The 17037-nt window shown below is 45.9% G+C and carries 28 protein-coding genes; 27 read left to right on the top strand and 1 reads right to left on the bottom strand.

What is annotated here, in order from left to right:
* Positions 1 to 41 precede the first annotated feature (41 nt).
* The gene (locus Vt282_RS01180; RefSeq protein ID WP_162047617.1) at positions 42 to 1451 is read right to left on the bottom strand and encodes an amidohydrolase; all 1410 of its coding nucleotides are present in this window, start codon (positions 1449 to 1451) and stop codon (positions 42 to 44) included.
* Between the two features lie 251 nt (positions 1452 to 1702).
* On the opposite strand from Vt282_RS01180, the gene rnr reads away from it, so the two are divergent.
* The 27 genes from rnr to rpsK all read left to right on the top strand — a co-directional run bounded on the left by rnr (position 1703) and on the right by rpsK (position 17033).
* Positions 1703 to 4171, top strand: coding sequence for a ribonuclease R (rnr, locus tag Vt282_RS01185; RefSeq protein WP_162062360.1), 2469 nt, complete (start codon positions 1703 to 1705; stop codon positions 4169 to 4171).
* Between the two features lie 12 nt (positions 4172 to 4183).
* Complete coding sequence (gene rlmB, locus Vt282_RS01190) at positions 4184 to 4921, top strand: 23S rRNA (guanosine(2251)-2'-O)-methyltransferase RlmB (protein ID WP_162047310.1); 738 nt, start codon at positions 4184 to 4186, stop codon at positions 4919 to 4921.
* Positions 4922 to 5442: 521 nt separating this feature from the next.
* A complete protein-coding gene (gene rpsJ, locus Vt282_RS01195; protein ID WP_001181007.1) occupies positions 5443 to 5754 on the top strand; it encodes a 30S ribosomal protein S10 in 312 nt (103 codons plus the stop codon).
* A 14-nt stretch (positions 5755 to 5768) separates the two neighbouring features.
* A complete protein-coding gene (rplC, locus tag Vt282_RS01200; protein ID WP_162047309.1) occupies positions 5769 to 6398 on the top strand; it encodes a 50S ribosomal protein L3 in 630 nt (209 codons plus the stop codon).
* Positions 6399 to 6415: 17 nt separating this feature from the next.
* The gene (gene rplD / locus Vt282_RS01205) at positions 6416 to 7018 is read left to right on the top strand and encodes a 50S ribosomal protein L4 (protein WP_075651050.1); all 603 of its coding nucleotides are present in this window, start codon (positions 6416 to 6418) and stop codon (positions 7016 to 7018) included.
* Positions 7015 to 7317 carry a 50S ribosomal protein L23 gene (gene rplW / locus Vt282_RS01210; protein ID WP_004398471.1) on the top strand — a complete coding sequence of 101 codons (303 nt, stop codon included), beginning with the start codon at positions 7015 to 7017 and terminating at the stop codon, positions 7315 to 7317. The genes rplD and rplW overlap by 4 nt, the downstream gene beginning before the upstream one ends.
* A gap of 16 nt (positions 7318 to 7333) precedes the next feature.
* A complete protein-coding gene (gene rplB, locus Vt282_RS01215) occupies positions 7334 to 8158 on the top strand; it encodes a 50S ribosomal protein L2 (protein WP_162047308.1) in 825 nt (274 codons plus the stop codon).
* A 21-nt stretch (positions 8159 to 8179) separates the two neighbouring features.
* Positions 8180 to 8458 carry a 30S ribosomal protein S19 gene (rpsS, locus tag Vt282_RS01220; RefSeq protein WP_011078827.1) on the top strand — a complete coding sequence of 93 codons (279 nt, stop codon included), beginning with the start codon at positions 8180 to 8182 and terminating at the stop codon, positions 8456 to 8458.
* A 10-nt stretch (positions 8459 to 8468) separates the two neighbouring features.
* The gene (gene rplV, locus Vt282_RS01225) at positions 8469 to 8801 is read left to right on the top strand and encodes a 50S ribosomal protein L22 (protein ID WP_162047307.1); all 333 of its coding nucleotides are present in this window, start codon (positions 8469 to 8471) and stop codon (positions 8799 to 8801) included.
* A 19-nt stretch (positions 8802 to 8820) separates the two neighbouring features.
* The gene (gene rpsC / locus Vt282_RS01230) at positions 8821 to 9519 is read left to right on the top strand and encodes a 30S ribosomal protein S3 (protein WP_162047306.1); all 699 of its coding nucleotides are present in this window, start codon (positions 8821 to 8823) and stop codon (positions 9517 to 9519) included.
* Positions 9520 to 9530: 11 nt separating this feature from the next.
* Positions 9531 to 9941 (top strand): 50S ribosomal protein L16, encoded by a 411-nt coding sequence (rplP, locus tag Vt282_RS01235; protein WP_162047305.1) that lies wholly within the window; start codon positions 9531 to 9533, stop codon positions 9939 to 9941.
* On the top strand, positions 9941 to 10132 hold the full coding sequence (gene rpmC / locus Vt282_RS01240; protein ID WP_004410456.1) for a 50S ribosomal protein L29: 192 nt from the start codon (positions 9941 to 9943) through the stop codon (positions 10130 to 10132). Before rplP ends, rpmC begins: the two co-directional genes overlap by 1 nt.
* Positions 10132 to 10386: a 30S ribosomal protein S17 gene (gene rpsQ / locus Vt282_RS01245; RefSeq protein ID WP_075651042.1), complete on the top strand. Its 255-nt coding sequence runs from the start codon at positions 10132 to 10134 to the stop codon at positions 10384 to 10386. Before rpmC ends, rpsQ begins: the two co-directional genes overlap by 1 nt.
* 165 nt (positions 10387 to 10551) lie before the next feature.
* Positions 10552 to 10923 carry a 50S ribosomal protein L14 gene (gene rplN, locus Vt282_RS01250; RefSeq protein ID WP_162047304.1) on the top strand — a complete coding sequence of 124 codons (372 nt, stop codon included), beginning with the start codon at positions 10552 to 10554 and terminating at the stop codon, positions 10921 to 10923.
* A 13-nt stretch (positions 10924 to 10936) separates the two neighbouring features.
* A complete protein-coding gene (rplX, locus tag Vt282_RS01255) occupies positions 10937 to 11254 on the top strand; it encodes a 50S ribosomal protein L24 (RefSeq protein ID WP_075711286.1) in 318 nt (105 codons plus the stop codon).
* A 24-nt stretch (positions 11255 to 11278) separates the two neighbouring features.
* Entirely contained in the window at positions 11279 to 11818 is a 540-nt protein-coding gene (gene rplE / locus Vt282_RS01260; RefSeq protein ID WP_162047303.1) for a 50S ribosomal protein L5, read from the top strand.
* Positions 11819 to 11835: 17 nt separating this feature from the next.
* A complete protein-coding gene (gene rpsN, locus Vt282_RS01265) occupies positions 11836 to 12141 on the top strand; it encodes a 30S ribosomal protein S14 (protein ID WP_162047302.1) in 306 nt (101 codons plus the stop codon).
* A gap of 29 nt (positions 12142 to 12170) precedes the next feature.
* Positions 12171 to 12563 carry a 30S ribosomal protein S8 gene (gene rpsH / locus Vt282_RS01270; RefSeq protein ID WP_162047301.1) on the top strand — a complete coding sequence of 131 codons (393 nt, stop codon included), beginning with the start codon at positions 12171 to 12173 and terminating at the stop codon, positions 12561 to 12563.
* Between the two features lie 10 nt (positions 12564 to 12573).
* Positions 12574 to 13107, top strand: coding sequence for a 50S ribosomal protein L6 (gene rplF / locus Vt282_RS01275; protein WP_162047300.1), 534 nt, complete (start codon positions 12574 to 12576; stop codon positions 13105 to 13107).
* Positions 13108 to 13116: 9 nt separating this feature from the next.
* Positions 13117 to 13470 (top strand): 50S ribosomal protein L18, encoded by a 354-nt coding sequence (gene rplR, locus Vt282_RS01280; protein WP_162047299.1) that lies wholly within the window; start codon positions 13117 to 13119, stop codon positions 13468 to 13470.
* A 14-nt stretch (positions 13471 to 13484) separates the two neighbouring features.
* Positions 13485 to 13988, top strand: coding sequence for a 30S ribosomal protein S5 (gene rpsE, locus Vt282_RS01285; protein WP_075711292.1), 504 nt, complete (start codon positions 13485 to 13487; stop codon positions 13986 to 13988).
* Between the two features lie 7 nt (positions 13989 to 13995).
* Entirely contained in the window at positions 13996 to 14172 is a 177-nt protein-coding gene (gene rpmD, locus Vt282_RS01290) for a 50S ribosomal protein L30 (RefSeq protein WP_000201159.1), read from the top strand.
* 5 nt (positions 14173 to 14177) lie between these two features.
* Positions 14178 to 14612 carry a 50S ribosomal protein L15 gene (rplO, locus tag Vt282_RS01295; RefSeq protein WP_114767354.1) on the top strand — a complete coding sequence of 145 codons (435 nt, stop codon included), beginning with the start codon at positions 14178 to 14180 and terminating at the stop codon, positions 14610 to 14612.
* 20 nt (positions 14613 to 14632) lie between these two features.
* The gene (gene secY, locus Vt282_RS01300) at positions 14633 to 15967 is read left to right on the top strand and encodes a preprotein translocase subunit SecY (protein ID WP_075651024.1); all 1335 of its coding nucleotides are present in this window, start codon (positions 14633 to 14635) and stop codon (positions 15965 to 15967) included.
* 39 nt (positions 15968 to 16006) lie between these two features.
* Positions 16007 to 16120 (top strand): 50S ribosomal protein L36, encoded by a 114-nt coding sequence (rpmJ, locus tag Vt282_RS01305; protein ID WP_000868186.1) that lies wholly within the window; start codon positions 16007 to 16009, stop codon positions 16118 to 16120.
* A 148-nt stretch (positions 16121 to 16268) separates the two neighbouring features.
* Positions 16269 to 16625 (top strand): 30S ribosomal protein S13, encoded by a 357-nt coding sequence (gene rpsM / locus Vt282_RS01310; RefSeq protein ID WP_005597097.1) that lies wholly within the window; start codon positions 16269 to 16271, stop codon positions 16623 to 16625.
* An 18-nt stretch (positions 16626 to 16643) separates the two neighbouring features.
* Positions 16644 to 17033: a 30S ribosomal protein S11 gene (gene rpsK / locus Vt282_RS01315; protein WP_001118870.1), complete on the top strand. Its 390-nt coding sequence runs from the start codon at positions 16644 to 16646 to the stop codon at positions 17031 to 17033.
* Positions 17034 to 17037 lie beyond the last annotated feature (4 nt).

Consider the following 17037-nt stretch of genomic DNA (forward strand, 5'->3'; position numbering starts at 1 on the left):
CCCAGCAATTGCTGGGCATTTTACTGTTTGGAATTTGCGGGTTATTGAACCACTTCACCTGATGCGATAACCGTATCGCGAACCACTTGAGTAAACTCAAGTGCTTCTTTACGGATTTCATCTTCGTCTACGGTTAGGATCTCGCGATCTTTCATTAGTAGTTTACCGTCTACGATAGAGTGGCGAACGTTAGCTGAGTTTGCCGAGTACACGAGCGCAGAGTATGGGTTGTAAACTGGAACCATGTTTGGTGCTTTAGTATCGATAACGATAATGTCAGCTAGCTTACCGACTTCTAGAGAACCGATCTTGTCTTCCATATGCAGTGCTTTCGCCGCACCCATAGTTGCCATATCGATAACTTTTAGTGGTGGCATGGCTGCTCGGTCTTTGTTTACCAGCTTATGAACTTTAGCCACTTGGTTAAATTCATCAATCGTGCTTAGTGTGTTACCAGACATTGGGCCGTCAGTACCTAGACCGATACGCACGTTTTCATCGTACATTTGTAGTGCAGGTGATACGCCTTTCGCTGATTTGATGTTGGCACTCATGTTGTGTGCAACACCCATATCTGATTTTTTCACTAGCTCGATATCTTTATCGTCGATAAGAATCATGTGTGCGCCAACCAAGTTTTTGTTTAGCGCACCAATGCTGTCCATGTATTGCACTGGTGACAGACCGTTAGAGCGTTCTGCGATTACTTGCTGCTCACGGTCCGATTCCGCAAGGTGAATCATCACTGGTACATCTTTCTCAAGTGACAGTTTTGCTACTTTTTGTAGAATCTCAGTGGTGTTGGTGTATGGACCATGTGGTGCGAATGCTGGCGTGATACGTGGGTGATCTTTGTATTCTTCAATGAAGTTTAGTGTGTAGTCGATACCCGCTTCTGCGTTTTTCGCTGATGCAACAGGGAACTTGATGATGGTTTCACCAAGAATGGCACGCATACCAATCTTATCAACGGTTTTTGCTACTTCGTCTTCAAAGTAGTACATATCTGCGTAAGTGGTTACGCCACCTTTTAGCATCTCAACGTTACCTAGGTTGGCACCGATACGAACCATGTCACGAGAAACCAGTTTTGCTTCGAGTGGGAAGATGTAGCGGTGTAGGCGATCGGGCACGTCGTCCGCTAGTGAGCGGAATACGGTCATTGAAACGTGAGTATGCGTGTTAATCAGACCCGGCATCACGATGTCACCATCAACATCGAGCACTTTATCAGCTTTGTATTGCTTCTCTAGTGATTCGTCGCCAACTGCGATGATTTTGTTATCTTTCACTACGACAGTACCGTTTTCATAAACGGTTTTGTCTTGGTTCATGGTTAGAACCATCGCGTCGGTGATCATCAGATCAACTTTTTCTGCAGCAGTGGTAGCGGCTGAGAATAGACCAAAGCTTGCGATTGCTGTTGCTAATAAAGTGCGTTTCATTGTTATCACTAAACCTATAAAGGGGGAGATAGGAAATTTGCGCAGAATATGGCAACAAGCCCGTTTATTTGCAAACGTTTGCTCTTTTGTTTTCAACTAAACGTGATCTAGATCTCTCAATGTTAAAGATGATGAATAAGTCTGCTAAGTTATGAAAATTGCGCAGCTATTTGACCTTTTTGTAACGACTTCGCTGTAGGTTATGCAGTTACTCAGATATAATGACCACATACCTTCCTTGCTAATTGGGCTTGCTTATGTCAGACCAAATCCATAACGATCCATTCGCTGATCGTGAATCAGAAAACTATGAAAATCCGATTCCAAGCCGTGAGTTTATTCTAGAGTTTCTAGAACAGGCTGGAGTACCACTTAACCGCAATGATTTGTTTGAAGCGCTACAACTTGAAGGCGAAGAACAATATGAAGGTTTGCGCCGTCGACTGCGTGCGATGGAACGTGATGGTCAGTTAGTTTTCACCCGTCGCCAATGTTATGCCTTGCCGGCAAAACTCGAGATGGTGAAGGGTTATGTGATTGGTCATAAAGACGGTCATGGCTGGGTACGTCCAGAAGGAAGTACGGGCAAGGACAATGATATCGTTTTGCCACATCATCAGATGAAAAATATCATTCATGGTGATTTTGTGTTGGTACAACCAACAGACAACTCTAAGCGAGGCCGAAAAGAAGGTCGTTTAGTGCGAGTGTTGGAAGAGCGCAACACACAAATCGTTGGTCGTTTCTTCTTGGAATACGGCTACTCATACGTGGTTGCTGATGATTCTCGCATCAGCCATGACATTCTGATCCCAAATGACCAAAAAGCCGGTGCTCGCATGGGTAATGTGGTGGTTATCGAGATCACTGATCGTGGTTCACGCTCACGTGGCATGATGGGTAAGGTAGTGGAAGTCCTAGGTGAAAACATGGCGCCAGGTATGGAAACGCAAATTGCGATTCGCACTCACCAAATTCCGCATGAATGGCCAGAAGCGGTGGATAAGCAAATTGCCAACTTGGGCGAGGAAGTGCCTGAAGAAGCAAAAGTTGGCCGTGTGGATTTGCGTCAATTACCACTTGTCACCATTGATGGTGAAGACGCGCGTGACTTTGATGATGCGGTTTTCTGTGAAGCCAAAAAAGGCGGTGGCTGGCGTTTGTGGGTAGCGATTGCTGACGTAAGTTACTACGTTCGCCCAGAGACAGCGTTAGATAAAGAAGCGATTAACCGTGGTAACTCGGTTTACTTCCCATCGCAAGTTGTACCGATGCTGCCAGAAGTTCTGTCGAACGGCTTATGTTCGCTTAACCCGCAAGTTGACCGTCTATGTATGGTGTGTGAGATGACTATCTCGGCTAGCGGCAAGCTATCAAGCTACAAGCACTATGAAGCGGTGATGAACTCCCATGCACGTTTGACCTACAACAAAGTAGGTGCCATTTTAGATGGCGATGAAGAATTGCGTGAACGCTACCAACCATTGGTTGGCCATCTTGAAGAATTGCACAAGATGTACAAAGTGCTTAAAGAAGCACGTGATATGCGTGGTGCGATTGAGTTTGAAACGGTTGAAACCAAGTTCATCTTTAATGCTGAGCGTAAGATTGACCGCATTGAACCTGTGATCCGTAACGACGCACACAAGATCATCGAAGAATGTATGATTTTGGCTAACATCGCTTCGGCATCCTTGGTTGAGAAAGCGAAAGAGCCAGCGCTATTCCGTATTCATGAAACTCCGGGTGAACTACGTCTACAAGGTTTCCGTGATTTTCTAGGTGAACTAGGTCTGAATCTTGGTGGTGGTTTAGAACCGTCGCCGACTGACTATGCGGAGTTGGTGCGCCAAATCGCAGAGCGCCAAGATAAAGAACTGATTCAAACCATGCTGCTACGCTCAATGAAGCAAGCGGTGTACAACGCAGATAACTGCGGTCACTTTGGTTTGGCGCTAAAACGTTATGCCCATTTTACTTCGCCAATTCGTCGCTACCCAGACTTATTGCTGCACCGTGCAATCAAATACCTGATTGCCAAAGAAGAGGGGCGTAACCAAGACCGTTGGACACCAACCGGTGGCTATCATTACTCATTTGATGATATGGACTTTTACGGTGAGCAATGTTCGATGACTGAACGTCGAGCGGATGATGCAACCCGTGAAGTAGCTGATTGGCTCAAATGTGAATACATGCAAGACCATGTTGGTGAAGAGTTGGATGGTGTGATTGCCAACGTGACCAGTTTTGGCTTCTTTGTGCGCTTAACTGAACTGCATATCGATGGTTTAGTGCACATTTCATCACTGGCAAATGATTACTATCAATTTGACCCGATTGGTCAAAGACTTATCGGCGAGAGCTTTGGTGCTATCTACCGTCTTGGTGATGCGGTAAAAGTAAAAGTGCTATCGGTCAACTTGAACGATAAGCAAATTGACTTTGAATTAGTCGAAACAAGTCGTAAAGTACGCGGCAAAGGAAAAACGACTAAGAAGCGTGCGGCAGAAGCGCAAAAGAAAGCCAAAGAAAAAAAACGTACCGCGACAGGAAGCCGCGCAGGGCGTAAAGCGACACCAGACATCGAGCCAACTAAGCGTCCAGAACGTAAAGAGCGCAAAAAAGATGTTAAGGCTGAAGAGAAAAAGCCAAAGGTGAAAAAGGCGCGTAAGAAAAAGCCGCATAGCAAACCAAAGAAAACTAAGCGCGCAACGAGCGAATAACAGGTTTAGATAATGAGTAACGAATTTCTTTACGGTATCCACGCAGTGAAAGCTGTGTTGGACCGTGAACCAGAGCGTTTTATTGAAGCGTATGTACTAAAAGGTCGTCAAGATGACCGTCTGCTACCAATTTTGAACGAGCTGCAACGTTGTGGCGTGTCGATTCAACAAATGGTGCGTAAGACGCTGGATGACAAAGCGCAAGGTGCAAACCACCAAGGTATCATCGCACGTGTTAAGCCTGCTAAGCAGCTTAACGAGAACGACCTTGATGACATTCTAGCGAAGCACGAGCAACCATTATTGTTAGTGTTGGATGGCGTGACTGACCCACATAACTTAGGCGCTTGCCTACGTAACGCTGATGCCGCTGGTGTGGCGGCGGTTATTGTACCAAAAGACCGCTCTGCACCAATGACAGCAACAGTAAGTAAAGTGGCGTGTGGCGCCGCTGAAATTGTGCCGCTAATTCGCGTGACTAACCTAGCTCGTACTATGCGTTCTTTGCAAGAGCAGGGCGTTTGGTTTGTGGGTACCGCGGGTGAAGCAACGCACGATATCTATCAAGCTAAACTGACGGGTAAATTAGCGATCGTAATGGGTGCTGAAGGTGATGGTATGCGTCGTCTAACGCGTGAAACCTGTGATGACTTAATCAAGATCCCGATGGCTGGTACGGTTTCAAGCCTAAATGTATCAGTTGCATCAGGTATTTGTTTGTTCGAAGCCGTACGTCAGCGTAGTCTGTAAATCTTCGAGATACGAACAATGAGAAAGAAAAACTCACATTGAGTTTTGCTTAATGAAGGGAGGTGTTGCTTAGATGGCGCATCTCCCTTTTTATATGGGCTGTGTTTATAGTGAAGGCTATATCATTCGCGTTTTCAAAGCGAAACAAAGCATACATTCCCATTCGTTCAAGCTTTCAAGATTATTTTCCAACCAACCCTTGCACATAAAATTGTGATCTGTATAATGCGTCGCACTGGTTAAGCCAGTTGTGAACCAATGAGCAGCGAGGAGCTGACTTTAAGTCAGGTAATGTAGACTCAGCTTATGTTCGCGGTTAATACAATTAGCTATCTTTTCTTCGGAAAAACTATCCCCAGAGGTGACTCTGGCATGTAGGGATAGTTAATCGAAAATTAACTGACAATGCGTCCTAATCTTGGATGCTACGGTTTCACATAAATCAATCGGCATTCTCTCGTCTTGACGAGTTTGAGTGGCGATATTGTTTGTGTAATTTTTACTAATTGGAGCTCTGTCTCATGCAGAACCAACGTATCCGTATCCGCCTAAAAGCATTCGATTACAAACTAATCGACGCTTCTACTGCGGAAATCGTTGAAACGGCTAAGCGCACTGGCGCACAGGTTCGTGGTCCAATCCCACTACCTACTCGTAAAGAGCGTTTCACAGTTCTTATCTCTCCACACGTTAACAAAGATGCTCGTGATCAGTACGAAATCCGTACTCACAAACGTCTAATCGACATCGTTGAACCAACAGACAAAACTGTTGATGCACTGATGCGTCTAGACCTAGCTGCTGGCGTTGACGTTCAAATTAGCCTAGGTTAAGGGAGATTAGAAGAATGATTGGTCTAATCGGTCGTAAAGTGGGCATGACCCGCGTATTTACTGAAGAAGGCGTTTCTATTCCTGTAACTGTTGTTGAGGTTGAAGCGAACCGTGTAACTCAAGTTAAATCTCTTGAGACTGACGGTTACAACGCAATCCAAGTTACTGCAGGTTCTAAGAAAGCTAACCGCGTTTCTAAACCAGAAGCTGGTCACTTTGCTAAAGCAGGTGTTGAAGCTGGTCGTGGTCTTTGGGAATTCCGTTTGGAAAACGGTGAATCGTTCGAAGTTGGTGCTGAACTAACTGTTGAACTATTCAACGAAACTAAGAAAGTAGACGTTACTGGTACATCTAAGGGTAAAGGCTTCCAAGGCGCTATCAAGCGTTGGAACTTCCGCTCTCAAGATATGACTCACGGTAACTCATTGTCTCACCGTGCTCCGGGTTCAATTGGCCAATGTCAAACTCCAGGTCGCGTGTTCAAAGGCAAGAAAATGGCAGGTCACATGGGTGCTGAGCGTGTAACGACTCAAAACCTAGAGATCGTACGTGTTGACGCTGAGCGCAATCTGCTTCTTATTAAAGGTGCAGTCCCAGGCGCAACTGGCGGTAACGTGATCGTTAAACCAGCTATTAAAGCATAACGTCTCAGGAGTAAGTAATGGAACTTATGGTTAAAGGTGCTGATGCACTGACTGTTTCTGAAACTACTTTCGGACGTGAGTTTAACGAAGCTCTTGTACACCAAGTAGTTGTTGCGTTTGCAGCAGGTGCTCGTCAAGGTACACGTGCTCAAAAAACACGTTCAGAAGTTTCTGGCGGTGGCGCTAAGCCATGGCGTCAAAAAGGTACTGGCCGTGCACGTGCTGGTACAATCCGTAGCCCAATCTGGCGTACAGGTGGTGTTACTTTTGCTGCGAAGCCACAAGATCACAGCCAAAAAGTAAACAAAAAAATGTACCGTGGTGCTATGAAGAGCATTCTTTCTGAGCTAGTTCGTCAAGAGCGTCTAATCGTTGTTGATAACTTCTCTGTAGAAGCGCCAAAAACTAAAGAGCTAGTTGCTAAGCTGAAAGAGCTTGAGCTAAACGATGTACTAATCGTAACTGGCGAAGTAGACGAGAACCTATTCTTAGCTGCTCGTAACCTATACAAAGTTGATGCACGTGATGCAGCTGGTATCGATCCAGTTTCTCTAATCGCATTCGACAAGGTTCTAATGACTGCTGACGCAGTTAAGCAAGTTGAGGAGATGCTAGCATGATCACTGAAGAGCGTATCCTAAAAGTTCTACGTGCACCGCACATCTCTGAAAAAGCAACTATGGCTGCAGAGAAAGCGAACACTATCGTTTTCAAAGTAGCTAAAGATGCAACTAAGAAAGAGATCAAAGCAGCTGTAGAAAAGCTATTTGAAGTTGAAGTTAAGTCTGTAAATACTCTTATCACTAAGGGTAAGACCAAACGTCAAGGTCTACGCCAAGGCCGTCGTTCAGACGTGAAGAAAGCGTACGTTACTTTGAAAGAAGGTCAAGATCTTGACTTCGTTGGCGGCGCGGAATAACAGGAGTAGTTGAGAAATGGCTATTGTTAAATGTAAGCCGACTTCGGCTGGTCGTCGTCACGTAGTTAAAGTTGTTAACGCTGACCTACACAAGGGTAAGCCTTACGCACCTCTTCTAGAGAAAAACTCTAAGAACGGTGGTCGTAACAACAACGGTCGTATCACAGTACGTCACATCGGCGGTGGTCATAAACACCACTACCGTCTAGTTGACTTTAAACGTACTAAAGACGGTATCCCAGCGAAAGTTGAGCGTCTAGAATACGATCCAAACCGTAGCGCGAATATCGCTCTAGTTCTGTACGCAGACGGTGAGCGTCGTTACATCCTAGCACCTAAAGGTCTAAAAGCTGGTGATGCAATCCAGTCTGGTGTTGATGCACCAATCAAAGCTGGTAACGCACTTCCAATGCGTAACATCCCAGTAGGTTCAACTGTACACAACGTTGAACTTAAACCTGGTAAAGGTGGTCAGCTAGCTCGTTCGGCTGGTGCATATGCTCAAATCGTTGCTCGCGACGGTTCATATGTAACTATCCGTCTACGTTCTGGCGAAATGCGCAAAGTATTGTCTGAAGGCCGTGCAACAATCGGTGAAGTAGGCAACTCTGAGCACATGCTACGTGAATTAGGCAAAGCTGGTGCTAAGCGCTGGCGTGGTGTTCGCCCTACCGTTCGCGGTGTGGTAATGAACCCGGTTGACCACCCACACGGTGGTGGTGAAGGTCGTACATCAGGCGGTCGTCACCCAGTATCACCATGGGGTATGCCAACTAAAGGCTTCAAGACTCGTAAGAACAAACGCACTGACAAGTACATCGTACGTCGTCGTAACAAGTAATCTATATAAAGAGGAATCGCCATGCCACGTTCTCTCAAGAAAGGTCCATTTATTGACCTACACTTGCTGAAGAAGGTAGAGAAAGCGGTGGAAAGCGGAGACAAAAAGCCACTTAAGACTTGGTCCCGTCGCTCAATGATCATCCCTACGATGATCGGTTTGACCATCGCTGTCCATAATGGTCGTCAGCACGTACCAGTTTTCGTAACCGAAGAAATGATCGGTCACAAACTGGGTGAATTCGCACCAACTCGTACTTACCGCGGTCACGCTGCGGATAAGAAAGCTAAGAAGCGTTAAGGAGTAAATGATGGAAGCATTAGCTAAACATAACTTTGCTCGCATTTCGCCTCAGAAAGCTCGCTTAGTTGCAGATCAAATTCGTGGTAAATCAGTTGATCAAGCTCTAGAAATCTTGACTTTCAGCAACAAAAAAGCTGCTGAACTAATCAAGAAAGTTCTTGAATCAGCTATCGCGAACGCGGAGCACAACGAAGGTGCAGATATCGACGATCTAAATGTCGCTAAAATCTTCGTAGATGAAGGCCCAGTAATGAAGCGTATTATGCCTCGTGCTAAAGGTCGTGCGGATCGTATCTTGAAGCGTTCAAGCCACATCACTGTTGTTGTAGCAGATCGCTAAGAGACTAGGAGAGTAAGCAATGGGTCAAAAAGTACATCCAAATGGTATTCGTCTTGGCATCGTTAAGCCTTGGAATGCTACATGGTTTGCTAATACCAAAGATTTCGCTGACAACCTAGACGGCGACTTCAAGGTACGTCAGTTCCTAACTAAGGAACTAGCAAAAGCGTCACTATCACGCATCGTTATCGAGCGTCCTGCTAAGAGCATCCGTGTGACTATTCACACTGCTCGTCCAGGCGTAGTAATCGGTAAGAAAGGTGAAGACGTTGAGAAACTACGTGCAGCTGTAGCTAAAATTGCAGGTGTACCAGCTCAAATTAACATCGCTGAAGTACGCAAGCCTGAGCTTGATGCACAGCTTGTTGGTGACAGCATCGCGTCTCAGCTAGAGCGTCGTGTTATGTTCCGTCGTGCTATGAAGCGCGCGGTACAAAACGCTATGCGTCTAGGCGCTAAAGGCATCAAAGTGGAAGTAAGTGGCCGTCTAGGCGGCGCTGAAATCGCACGTTCTGAGTGGTACCGTGAAGGTCGTGTGCCTCTACACACTCTACGTGCTGACATTGATTACGCAACTTCTTCGGCTCACACTCAATACGGTGTGATCGGCATTAAAGTTTGGATCTTCAAAGGTGAGATTCTAGGCGGTATGCCAGCAGCTAACGCTGTAGAGCCTAAGGCTGATAAGCCTAAGAAGCAGCGCAAAGGCCGTAAGTAAGGAGTCGACAGATGCTACAACCTAAACGTACTAAGTTCCGTAAGGTTCACACAGGTCGTAACCGTGGTCTAGCTAAAGGTACTGATGTAAGCTTCGGCGAATTCGGTCTTAAAGCTGTTGGCCGTGGTCGTCTAACTGCTCGTCAAATTGAAGCGGCACGTCGTGCAATGACACGTCACGTTAAGCGTCAAGGTAAAATCTGGATCCGTGTGTTCCCAGACAAACCAATCACAGAAAAACCACTTGAAGTTCGTCAAGGTAAGGGTAAAGGTAACGTTGAGTACTGGGTAGCCCAAATCCAACCTGGTAAGGTTATGTACGAAATGGGTGGTGTACCTGAAGAATTGGCGCGTGAAGCGTTCCGCCTAGCGGCACGTAAACTGCCATTCAAGACTACATTTGTAATTAAGCAGGTGATGTGATGAAAGCACAAGATCTACGCGAAAAGAGCGTTGAAGAGCTTAACGCTGAGCTATTGAATTTGCTACGTGAACAGTTCAACTTGCGCATGCAAGCTGCAACTGGTCAACTACAGCAAACTCATACTCTGAAAGCTGTACGCCGTGATATCGCACGTGTGAAAACTGTTTTGACTGAGAAGGCAGGCGCATAATGAGCGAAGTAAAACGTACTCAACAAGGCCGTGTTGTTAGCGACAAGATGGACAAGTCTATCGTTGTTGCAATCGAACGTTTCGTAAAACACCCAATTTACGGTAAGTTCGTTAAACGCACGACTAAAGTACACGCACATGACGAGAACAACGAGTGTGGCCTAGGCGACACAGTTGAAATCGCTGAGTGTCGTCCACTGTCTAAGACTAAGTCTTGGACTTTGGTAAAAGTTCTAGAAAAAGCTAAAGGTTAATTTTTAGCCAATTCGAAGAAACAAAACGGCCCCAAAAAATTTTTTGGGGCCGTTTATTTTTTGACTACCCAATCACAAAAAAGGGTGGTACAATTCGCGTCCCTTTTAAAGAGGCAGCCCGACCCGTGATGGGTCTAGTTATTAATATTTAGCGGAGCACTAACAATGATCCAAATGCAAAGTACACTTGACGCAGCTGATAACTCAGGCGCGCGCAAGGTAATGTGTATTAAGGTCCTGGGTGGCTCACACCGCCGTTATGCAAATATCGGTGACGTCATCAAAGTTACTGTGAAGGAAGCAATTCCTCGCGGTAAAGTTAAAAAAGGTGATGTTCTGAAGGCGGTAGTTGTGCGCACCCGTAAAGGCGTTCGTCGCCCTGACGGTTCTGTCATTCGCTTCGACCGTAATGCTTGCGTATTGTTGAACGACAACACTGAGCAACCAATCGGTACACGTATCTTTGGCCCTGTGACACGTGAGCTTCGTGGCGATAAGTTCATGAAGATCGTTTCACTGGCTCCAGAAGTTCTGTAAGGAGCGCTAAGAGATGGCAGCTAAAATCCGTCGTAACGACGAAGTAATCGTTCTTGCTGGTAAAGACCAAGGCAAGAAAGGTAAAGTAACTAAGGTTCTGGCAACTGGTAAAGTTATCGTAGAAGGTATCAATCTAGTTAAGAAACACCAAAAACCTGTTCCTGCACTAGGTATCCAAGGCGGTATCGTAGAGCAAGAAGCAGCTATTGATGTATCTAACGTTGCAATCTTCAACGCAGCTACTGGTAAAGCAGACCGTATCGGTTTCCGCATCGAAGACGGTAAGAAAGTTCGTTTCTTCAAGTCTAACGGCGAAACTGTTTCTAACTAATAGAAAGTAATTTGGAGTTCTACTATGGCGAAACTGCATGATTACTACAAGTCGTCTGTAGTTGCTGAACTGACCAAAGAGTTCAGCTACTCAAGCGTCATGCAAGTCCCTAGAATCGAAAAGATCACCCTAAACATGGGTGTAGGTGAAGCAATCAACGATAAGAAACTGCTAGAAAACGCAGCTGCTGATATGGCAACGATCTCTGGTCAAAAGCCACTTATCACTAAAGCTCGTAAATCTGTTGCAGGTTTCAAAATCCGTGAAGGCTACCCTATCGGTTGTAAAGTAACCTTGCGTGGCGAACGTATGTGGGATTTTCTTGAGCGTCTAATTTCGATCGCTCTTCCACGTGTACGTGACTTCCGTGGTGTTAGCGCTAAGTCTTTTGACGGACGCGGTAACTACAGCATGGGCGTTCGCGAGCAAATCATCTTCCCGGAAATCGACTTTGATAAAGTTGATCGAGTGCGCGGTCTTGATATCACTATCACGACGTCTGCTGGCACTGATGAGGAAGGCCGTGCTCTGCTGGCTGCCTTTAACTTCCCATTCCGTAAGTAAGGTGAAGGGTTACTGTTATGGCTAAAAATTCGATGAAAGCACGTGAAGCAAAACGTGCGAAGCTAGTAGCTAAGTTCGCTGAAAAGCGTGCTGCGCTTAAAGCTATCATTAGCGATGTAAACGCATCTGAAGAAGATCGTTGGAACGCAGTTCTTAAACTGCAAGCTCTTCCACGTGATTCAAGTGCATGTCGTCAGCGCAACCGTTGCAACCAAACTGGTCGCCCACACGGTTTCCTACGTAAGTTCGGTCTAAGCCGTATTAAAGTTCGCGAAGCTTGCATGAAAGGCGAGATTCCTGGACTTCGTAAGGCTAGCTGGTAATTGCCACTTAATCATTTGGAGTAAATCATATGAGCATGCAAGATCCGATTTCGGATATGCTGACCCGCGTTCGTAACGGTCAGGCAGCAAACAAAGTTGCTGTTAAAATGCCTTCTTCAAAGCTTAAAGTTGCAATCGCTGCACTACTTAAAGCTGAAGGTTACATCGTTGACTTCGCTGTTGAAGGCGGAGCAAAACCTGAGCTAGAAGTTACTCTTAAGTACTTCCAAGCTAAACCAGTAATCGAGCAACTAAAGCGTGTTTCTCGTCCAGGTCTACGTGTTTACAAGAAGAAAGATCAACTTCCTTCTGTAATGGGTGGCCTAGGTGTTGCTATCGTTTCTACTTCCAAGGGTCTAATGTCAGACCGCGCTGCTCGTAAAGCAGGTCTTGGTGGTGAAATCATCTGTTACGTTGCGTAAGGAGTAGACTATGTCTCGTGTTGCTAAAGCACCTGTCGCTATTCCAGCTGGCGTAGAGGTGAAACTAAACGGCCAAGAGATCACTATCAAAGGCGCTAAGGGCGAGCTATCTCGCGTACTTAACGACGCAGTAGTGATCGCTCAGGAAGAAAACAACCTTACTTTCGGTCCTAAAGAAGGTGTTGTAAACGCATGGGCACAAGCAGGTACTGCTCGTGCACTAGTTAACAACATGGTTATCGGTGTGACTGAAGGCTTTACGAAGAAGCTAACTCTTAAAGGTGTTGGTTACCGTGCTGCTATTAAAGGCAACGCTGTAGGTCTAACACTAGGCTTCTCTCACCCAGTTGAGCACGAGTTGCCAGCGGGTGTAACAGCTGAGTGTCCAAGCCAAACTGAAATCGTACTAACTGGTTGCGACAAGCAAGTAGTTGGTCAAGTTGCGGCTGACATTCGTTCTTACCGTCAACCTGAGCCTTACAAAGGTAAAGGTGTTCGTTACGCAGATGAAAATGTGCGTACTAAAGAAGCTAAGAAGAAGTAAGGTAACACTATGGATAAGAAAGCATCTCGCATCCGTCGTGCTACACGTGCACGTCGTAAGATTGCAGAACTGGGTGCAACTCGCCTAGTAGTACACCGTACTCCTCGTCACGTGTACGCACAGGTGATTGCGGCTAACGGCTCTGAAGTTATCGCTGCAGCATCTACTGTAGAAAAAGCGATCCGTGAGCAAGTGAAATACACTGGTAACATCGAAGCAGCTCAAGCAGTAGGTAAAGCTGTTGCTGAACGCGCTCTTGAAAAAGGCGTAACAGCTGTTGCATTCGATCGTTCTGGTTTCCAATACCACGGTCGAGTAGCGGCGCTAGCAGAATCTGCTCGCGAAGCTGGTCTGAAATTCTAAGGTAGGGTTGGAAGATGGCTAAAGAACAACAAGTTCAAGCGAATGATTTGCAAGAAAAGCTAATCGCAGTTAACCGCGTTTCTAAAACGGTTAAAGGTGGTCGAATCATGAGCTTTACTGCACTAACTGTAGTTGGTGACGGTAACGGTCGTGTAGGTTTCGGTTACGGCAAAGCTCGTGAAGTACCTGCAGCGATCCAAAAAGCAATGGAAAAAGCGCGTCGTAACATGATTACTGTTGCGCTAAACGAAGGCACTCTTCACCACCCAGTGAAAGGTCGCCACTCGGGCTCTAAAGTTTACATGCAGCCTGCTGCAGAAGGTACTGGTGTTATCGCAGGTGGTGCGATGCGTGCAGTACTAGAAGTTGCTGGCGTACATAACGTACTATCTAAAGCATACGGTTCAACGAACCCTATCAACATCGTTCGTGCAACGATCGATGCACTAGGTAGCGTTAAGTCACCAGAAATGGTTGCTGCTAAACGTGGTCTAACTGTTGAATCTATTTCGGAGTAAGAACACCATGGCAACTATTAAAGTAACTCAAACTAAAAGCTCAATTGGCCGCCTACCAAAGCACAAAGCTACTTTGCGTGGTCTAGGTCTTCGTAAAATCAACCACACAGTAGAACTTGAAGATACTCCGTGCGTTCGCGGTATGATCAACAAGGTTTACTACATGGTTAAAGTTGAGGAGTAATCAGAATGCGTTTGAATACTCTTGCACCAGCTGCTGGTTCTAAACACGCTCCTAAGCGTGTAGGCCGTGGTATTGGTTCTGGCCTAGGTAAAACTGGTGGCCGTGGCCATAAAGGTCAAAAGTCACGCTCTGGCGGTAAAGTACGTCCAGGTTTTGAAGGCGGTCAAATGCCTCTAAAACAACGTCTACCTAAATTCGGCTTCACTTCTCGTAAGAGCCTAGTGTCTGCTGAAGTTCGTCTAGCTGAGCTAGCGAAAGTTGAAGGTGACGTAGTTGATCTAAACAGCCTGAAAGCTGCTAACATCATCACTAAGAACATCGAATTCGTTAAAGTTGTTCTTTCTGGTGAAATCAGCAAGTCAGTGACTGTTAAAGGTCTACGTGTGACTAAAGGCGCTAAAGCTGCTATCGAAGCTGCAGGCGGTAAAGTAGAAGAATAATCTTCGAAGGAAAGGTACAGATGGCTAAAAAACCAGGACAAGATTTTAGTAGTGCGAAGAATGGATTGGCGGAGTTAAAATCGCGCCTATTATTTGTATTAGGTGCACTTTTGGTATTCCGTGCAGGTTCTTTCGTGCCAATCCCTGGTATTGACGCAGCTGTACTTGCCGATTTGTTCGAACAGCAAAAAGGTACCATCGTTGAAATGTTTAACATGTTCTCCGGTGGTGCTCTTGAGCGTGCATCTATTTTAGCATTGGGCATCATGCCGTATATTTCGGCGTCAATTGTTGTCCAACTGCTAACCGTAGTTCATCCAGCGTTAGCTGAACTCAAGAAAGAGGGTGAAGCAGGCCGTCGTAAGATCAGCCAATATACGCGCTACGGCACGCTTGTACTTGCAACATTCCAAGCTATTGGTATTGCAACTGGCCTACCAAACATGGTCGATAATCTGGTTGTTATCAACCAAACCATGTTTACGCTAATTGCTACCGTAAGTTTAGTAACCGGCACCATGTTCCTAATGTGGTTAGGTGAACAAATTACAGAGCGAGGAATCGGTAATGGTATCTCATTGCTGATTTTTGCAGGTATTGTTGCTGGATTGCCTTCGGCAATCGGTCAAACAATCGAGCAAGCGCGTCAAGGTGAACTGCATGTACTTCTTCTGCTGTTGATTGGTGTACTAGCTTTTGCGGTAATTTACTTTGTTGTTTTCATGGAGCGTGGTCAACGTCGTATCGTTGTAAACTACGCGAAGCGTCAACAAGGTCGTAAAGTATTTGCTGCGCAAAGCACTCACTTGCCACTTAAAATTAATATGGCAGGTGTTATTCCAGCAATCTTCGCATCAAGCATTATCCTGTTCCCAGGAACACTGGCTCAGTGGTTTGGTCAGAACGGTGAGAGCAGCGCGTTCGGTTGGTTAACTGACGTGTCTTTGGCTCTTAGCCCAGGTCAACCTCTGTATGTAATGCTTTATGCAGCAGCGATTATCTTCTTCTGTTTCTTCTACACGGCGTTGGTATTCAACCCGCGTGAAACAGCAGATAACTTGAAGAAGTCTGGTGCATTCGTACCCGGCATCCGCCCAGGCGAGCAGACAGCCAAATACATTGATAAAGTAATGACCCGTTTAACCCTTGCTGGTGCGATGTACATTACCTTTATCTGTCTGATCCCAGAGTTCATGATGGTCGCGTGGAACGTACGTTTCTACTTCGGCGGTACATCACTACTAATCGTAGTTGTTGTTATCATGGATTTTATGGCACAGGTACAGACTCATCTGATGTCTCAACAGTATGATTCTGTGTTGAAGAAAGCAAATCTGAAAGGCTATGGCCGTTAATTCGGCGGTAGACTCAGATTTCATTTACGGAGTTTAGCAATGAAAGTTCGTGCTTCCGTTAAAAAAATCTGCCGTAACTGTAAAGTAATCAAGCGTAACGGTGTTGTTCGCGTGATTTGCAGTGAGCCAAAGCACAAGCAGCGCCAAGGCTAATCAGCAGAAATTTTTACTTGAAATGTAAGGTAGTGTCGAGTATATTCCTCGGCCTACCTTTTGCGTGCAAAAGAAGTAGTACTCCGCAGCGTATCCGAAACGGGCTTTGCTGCGGCTAATTCTTTTAAGAAACACTATGGAGTGAATAATGGCCCGTATAGCAGGCATTAACATTCCTGATCAAAAACACGCTGTGATTGCACTAACGTCAATCTACGGCATCGGTAAGACTCGCTCAAAAGCTATCCTAGCTGAAGTGGGTATTGCTGAAGATGTTAAGATCAGTGAACTATCTGATGAACAGATCGATCAACTGCGTGATGGTGTAGCTAAGTACACTGTAGAAGGTGATCTACGTCGTGAAGTATCTATGAACATCAAGCGTCTTATGGACCTTGGCTGTTACCGTGGTCTTCGTCATCGTCGCAGTCTACCACTACGTGGACAGCGTACTAAAACCAACGCTCGCACCCGTAAGGGTCCGCGTAAGCCGATCAAGAAATAATCGGGAAGGTAGAGTACAATGGCTAAACAACCAACTCGCGCGCGTAAACGCGTTCGCAAACAAGTTGCAGACGGTGTTGCGCACATCCATGCTTCTTTCAACAACACAATCGTAACCATCACTGACCGTCAAGGTAATGCTCTAGCTTGGGCTACTGCAGGTGGTTCAGGCTTCCGTGGTTCTCGTAAGTCTACTCCGTTCGCTGCACAGGTTGCTGCAGAACGTTGTGCTGAAATGGCTAAAGAGTACGGTCTTAAGAACTTGGAAGTTATGGTTAAGGGTCCTGGTCCAGGTCGTGAATCTACTGTTCGCGCACTGAACGCAGCTGGTTTCCGCATCACAAACATCGTTGATGCTACACCAATCCCTCATAACGGTTGTCGTCCACCTAAGAAACGTCGCGTTTAACGTT

This window comes from Vibrio taketomensis, assembly GCF_009938165.1.
GTDB lineage: Bacteria > Pseudomonadota > Gammaproteobacteria > Enterobacterales > Vibrionaceae > Vibrio > Vibrio taketomensis.

Bases quoted from the DNA above. Each gene is read 5' to 3' on its own strand.
- rnr (WP_162062360.1), top strand. From the start codon at position 1,703: ATGTCAGACCAAATCCATAACGATCCATTCGCTGATCGTGAATCAGAA.
- rlmB (WP_162047310.1), top strand. From the start codon at position 4,184: ATGAGTAACGAATTTCTTTACGGTATCCACGCAGTGAAAGCTGTGTTG.
- rpsJ (WP_001181007.1), top strand. From the start codon at position 5,443: ATGCAGAACCAACGTATCCGTATCCGCCTAAAAGCATTCGATTACAAA.
- rplC (WP_162047309.1), top strand. From the start codon at position 5,769: ATGATTGGTCTAATCGGTCGTAAAGTGGGCATGACCCGCGTATTTACT.
- rplD (WP_075651050.1), top strand. From the start codon at position 6,416: ATGGAACTTATGGTTAAAGGTGCTGATGCACTGACTGTTTCTGAAACT.
- rplW (WP_004398471.1), top strand. From the start codon at position 7,015: ATGATCACTGAAGAGCGTATCCTAAAAGTTCTACGTGCACCGCACATC.
- rplB (WP_162047308.1), top strand. From the start codon at position 7,334: ATGGCTATTGTTAAATGTAAGCCGACTTCGGCTGGTCGTCGTCACGTA.
- rpsS (WP_011078827.1), top strand. From the start codon at position 8,180: ATGCCACGTTCTCTCAAGAAAGGTCCATTTATTGACCTACACTTGCTG.
- rplV (WP_162047307.1), top strand. From the start codon at position 8,469: ATGGAAGCATTAGCTAAACATAACTTTGCTCGCATTTCGCCTCAGAAA.
- rpsC (WP_162047306.1), top strand. From the start codon at position 8,821: ATGGGTCAAAAAGTACATCCAAATGGTATTCGTCTTGGCATCGTTAAG.
- rplP (WP_162047305.1), top strand. From the start codon at position 9,531: ATGCTACAACCTAAACGTACTAAGTTCCGTAAGGTTCACACAGGTCGT.
- rpmC (WP_004410456.1), top strand. From the start codon at position 9,941: ATGAAAGCACAAGATCTACGCGAAAAGAGCGTTGAAGAGCTTAACGCT.
- rpsQ (WP_075651042.1), top strand. From the start codon at position 10,132: ATGAGCGAAGTAAAACGTACTCAACAAGGCCGTGTTGTTAGCGACAAG.
- rplN (WP_162047304.1), top strand. From the start codon at position 10,552: ATGATCCAAATGCAAAGTACACTTGACGCAGCTGATAACTCAGGCGCG.
- rplX (WP_075711286.1), top strand. From the start codon at position 10,937: ATGGCAGCTAAAATCCGTCGTAACGACGAAGTAATCGTTCTTGCTGGT.
- rplE (WP_162047303.1), top strand. From the start codon at position 11,279: ATGGCGAAACTGCATGATTACTACAAGTCGTCTGTAGTTGCTGAACTG.
- rpsN (WP_162047302.1), top strand. From the start codon at position 11,836: ATGGCTAAAAATTCGATGAAAGCACGTGAAGCAAAACGTGCGAAGCTA.
- rpsH (WP_162047301.1), top strand. From the start codon at position 12,171: ATGAGCATGCAAGATCCGATTTCGGATATGCTGACCCGCGTTCGTAAC.
- rplF (WP_162047300.1), top strand. From the start codon at position 12,574: ATGTCTCGTGTTGCTAAAGCACCTGTCGCTATTCCAGCTGGCGTAGAG.
- rplR (WP_162047299.1), top strand. From the start codon at position 13,117: ATGGATAAGAAAGCATCTCGCATCCGTCGTGCTACACGTGCACGTCGT.
- rpsE (WP_075711292.1), top strand. From the start codon at position 13,485: ATGGCTAAAGAACAACAAGTTCAAGCGAATGATTTGCAAGAAAAGCTA.
- rpmD (WP_000201159.1), top strand. From the start codon at position 13,996: ATGGCAACTATTAAAGTAACTCAAACTAAAAGCTCAATTGGCCGCCTA.
- rplO (WP_114767354.1), top strand. From the start codon at position 14,178: ATGCGTTTGAATACTCTTGCACCAGCTGCTGGTTCTAAACACGCTCCT.
- secY (WP_075651024.1), top strand. From the start codon at position 14,633: ATGGCTAAAAAACCAGGACAAGATTTTAGTAGTGCGAAGAATGGATTG.
- rpmJ (WP_000868186.1), top strand. From the start codon at position 16,007: ATGAAAGTTCGTGCTTCCGTTAAAAAAATCTGCCGTAACTGTAAAGTA.
- rpsM (WP_005597097.1), top strand. From the start codon at position 16,269: ATGGCCCGTATAGCAGGCATTAACATTCCTGATCAAAAACACGCTGTG.
- rpsK (WP_001118870.1), top strand. From the start codon at position 16,644: ATGGCTAAACAACCAACTCGCGCGCGTAAACGCGTTCGCAAACAAGTT.